This is a genomic window from Sphaerisporangium rufum, assembly GCF_016863395.1.
In the GTDB taxonomy this organism is placed as follows: domain Bacteria; phylum Actinomycetota; class Actinomycetes; order Streptosporangiales; family Streptosporangiaceae; genus Sphaerisporangium; species Sphaerisporangium rufum.
In genome coordinates this window covers 1-3,261 of sequence record NZ_BOOU01000131.1, presented here as the reverse complement: position 1 = coordinate 3,261, position 3,261 = coordinate 1, and the positions used below count along the sequence as shown (strand labels likewise).

Below are 3,261 nucleotides of genomic sequence, written 5' to 3'. Positions count from 1 at the left end.
ACAGGTTTGCTGTCTCTGAGTCACACAGTGGACGCGAGCATGATGCTTTGTGGTCAAGTCCTCGGCCTATTAGTACCGGTCAGCTCCACACCTTACGATGCTTCCACCTCCGGCCTATCAACCCAGTCGTCTACTGGGAGCCTTACCCCCTCGCGGGGTGGGAGACCTCATCTCAAGGCAGGCTTCCCGCTTAGATGCTTTCAGCGGTTATCCCTCCCGAACGTAGCCAACCAGCCGTGCTCTTGGCAGAACAACTGGCACACCAGAGGTTCGTCCGTCCCGGTCCTCTCGTACTAGGGACAGCCCCCTTCAAGTCTCCTGCGCGCGCAGCGGATAGGGACCGAACTGTCTCGCGACGTTCTAAACCCAGCTCGCGTACCGCTTTAATGGGCGAACAGCCCAACCCTTGGGACCTACTCCAGCCCCAGGATGCGACGAGCCGACATCGAGGTGCCAAACCATCCCGTCGATATGGACTCTTGGGGAAGATCAGCCTGTTATCCCCGGGGTACCTTTTAGCCGTTGAGCGACGGCGCTTCCACAAGCCACCGCCGGATCACTAGTCCCAGCTTTCGCTCCTGCTCGACCCGTCGGTCTCACAGTCAAGCTCCCTTGTGCACTTACACTCGCCACCTGATTGCCAACCAGGCTGAGGGAACCTTTGGGCGCCTCCGTTACCCTTTAGGAGGCAACCGCCCCAGTTAAACTACCCACCAGACACTGTCCCCCACCCGGATCCACGGGCGCGGGTTAGACATCCAAAACGACCAGAGTGGTATTTCACCAATGACTCCACCAGAACTAGCGTCCCAGCTTCACCGTCTCCCACCTATCCTACACAAGCCGTACCGAACACCAATGTCAAGCTGTAGTGAAGGTCCCGGGGTCTTTCCGTCCTGCTGCGCGTAACGAGCATCTTTACTCGTAGTGCAATTTCGCCGGGTCTGTGGTTGAGACAGCGGGGAAGTCGTTACGCCATTCGTGCAGGTCGGAACTTACCCGACAAGGAATTTCGCTACCTTAGGATGGTTATAGTTACCACCGCCGTTTACCGGCGCTTAAGTTCTCACCTTCGCAGAATCCGAAGATCCCGCTAAGCGGTCCCCTTAACGTTCCGGCACCGGGCAGGCGTCAGTCCGTATACATCGTCTTACGACTTCGCACGGACCTGTGTTTTTAGTAAACAGTCGCTTCCCCCTGGCCACTGCGGCCTCCACCAGCTCCGGCAGCACGTGCCATCACCAGTAAAGGCCCCCCTTCTCCCGAAGTTACGGGGGCAATTTGCCGAGTTCCTTAACCACAGTTCACCCGATCGCCTCGGTATTCTCTACCTGACCACCTGAGTCGGTTTAGGGTACGGGCCGCCGGCACACTCACTAGAGGCTTTTCTCGGCAGCACGGGATCACCCACTTCACCACAATCGGCTCGGCATCACATCTCACCCTTAATGCGCCGCGGATTTACCTACGACACGGGCTACATGCTTACCCCAGGAACAACCATCGCCTGGGATGGGCTACCCTCCTGCGTCACCCCATCGCTTACCTACTACCAGCTCAGGCCGAGCGTTCACCCTCACCCGACCCCCGAAGGAGTCGAGGGGTTAAGGACTCTTAGTATCACTGGCCTCGATATGGGCGCATACCAGCGGGTACGGGAATATCAACCCGTTGTCCATCGACTACGCCTGTCGGCCTCGCCTTAGGTCCCGACTTACCCTGGGCGGATTAACCTAGCCCAGGAACCCTTGGTCATCCGGCGCAGAAGTTTCTCACTTCTGATTCGCTACTCATGCCTGCATTCTCACTCGCACGGCCTCCACAACTCGGTCACCCGGCTGCTTCCCCGGCCGCACGACGCTCCCCTACCCACCCACACACCCAGACACGGGGAAACCCCATGCCAGGCTCAACGTGTGAATGCCACGACTTCGGCGGCGTACTTAAGCCCCGCTACATTGTCGGCGCGGAATCACTTGACCAGTGAGCTATTACGCACTCTTTCAAGGATGGCTGCTTCTAAGCCAACCTCCTGGTTGTCACTGCGACTCCACATCCTTTCCCACTTAGCACACGCTTAGGGGCCTTAGTCGGTGGTCTGGGCTGTTTCCCTCTCGACTACGAAGCTTATCCCCCGCAGTCTCACTGCCACGCTCTCACTTACCGGCATTCGGAGTTTGGCTGACGTCAGTAACCCGGTAAGGCCCATCAGCCATCCAGTGCTCTACCTCCGGCAAGAAACACGCAACGCTGCACCTAAATGCATTTCGGGGAGAACCAGCTATCACGGAGTTTGATTGGCCTTTCACCCCTACACACAGATCATCCCCCAGGTTTTCAACCCTGGTGGGTTCGGTCCTCCACACGGTCTTACCCGCGCTTCAACCTGCCCATGCGTAGATCACTCCGCTTCGGGTCTACAGCATGCGACTCTTGCGCCCTATTCAGACTCGCTTTCGCTACGGCTCCCCCACACGGGTTAACCTCGCCACACACCATAACTCGCAGGCTCATTCTTCAAAAGGCACGCAGTCACATCACAGACAAGGCAAGCCCCGTCTACGCTCCTACGGCTTGTAGGCACACGGTTTCAGGTACTATTTCACGACCCCTCACCGGGGCGCTTTTCACCTTTCCCTCACGGTACTTGTTCACTATCGGTCATCAGGGAGTATTTAGGCTTACCAGGTGGTCCTGGCAGATTCACACAGGATTTCTCGGGCCCCGTGCTACTCGGGATCCCCTCAAACAGTCGACGGAGTTTCACCTACCCGACTCTCACGGTCTACGGCGCAACTTCCCAGAAACTTCGGCTACCCCACCGATTTATCACTGCCCGCGGTCTCGGCAGAAACCACAAGAGGGTCCCACAACCCCACACACGCAACACCTGCCGGCTATCACACGCGCATGGTTTAGCCTCATCCGCTTTCGCTCACCACTACTCACGGAATCACTATTTGTTTTCTCTTCCTACGGGTACTGAGATGTTTCACTTCCCCGCGTTACCACCAACCGCCCTATACATTCAGACGGCGGCAACACCACATGACTGGTGCTAGGTTTCCCCATTCGGACATCCCCGGATCAACGTCTGGTTGGCGACTCCCCGAGGCTTAACGCAGCCTCCCACGTCCTTCATCGGCTCCTGATGCCAAGGCATCCACCGTGTGCCCTAAAAAACTTGGCCACAAAGATGCTCGCGTCCACTATGCAATTCACAAACAACAAACCGGACCGACCAGCCCACCCACCACCAGA

1 rRNA gene is annotated in these 3,261 nt (G+C 57.5%); it reads right to left on the bottom strand.

The features are described 5' to 3' along the window. Positions 1–49: 49 nt before the first annotated feature. Positions 50–3,190: ribosomal RNA gene (locus Sru01_RS34940) — 23S ribosomal RNA — on the bottom strand. Between the last annotated feature and the right edge of the window lie 71 nt (positions 3,191–3,261).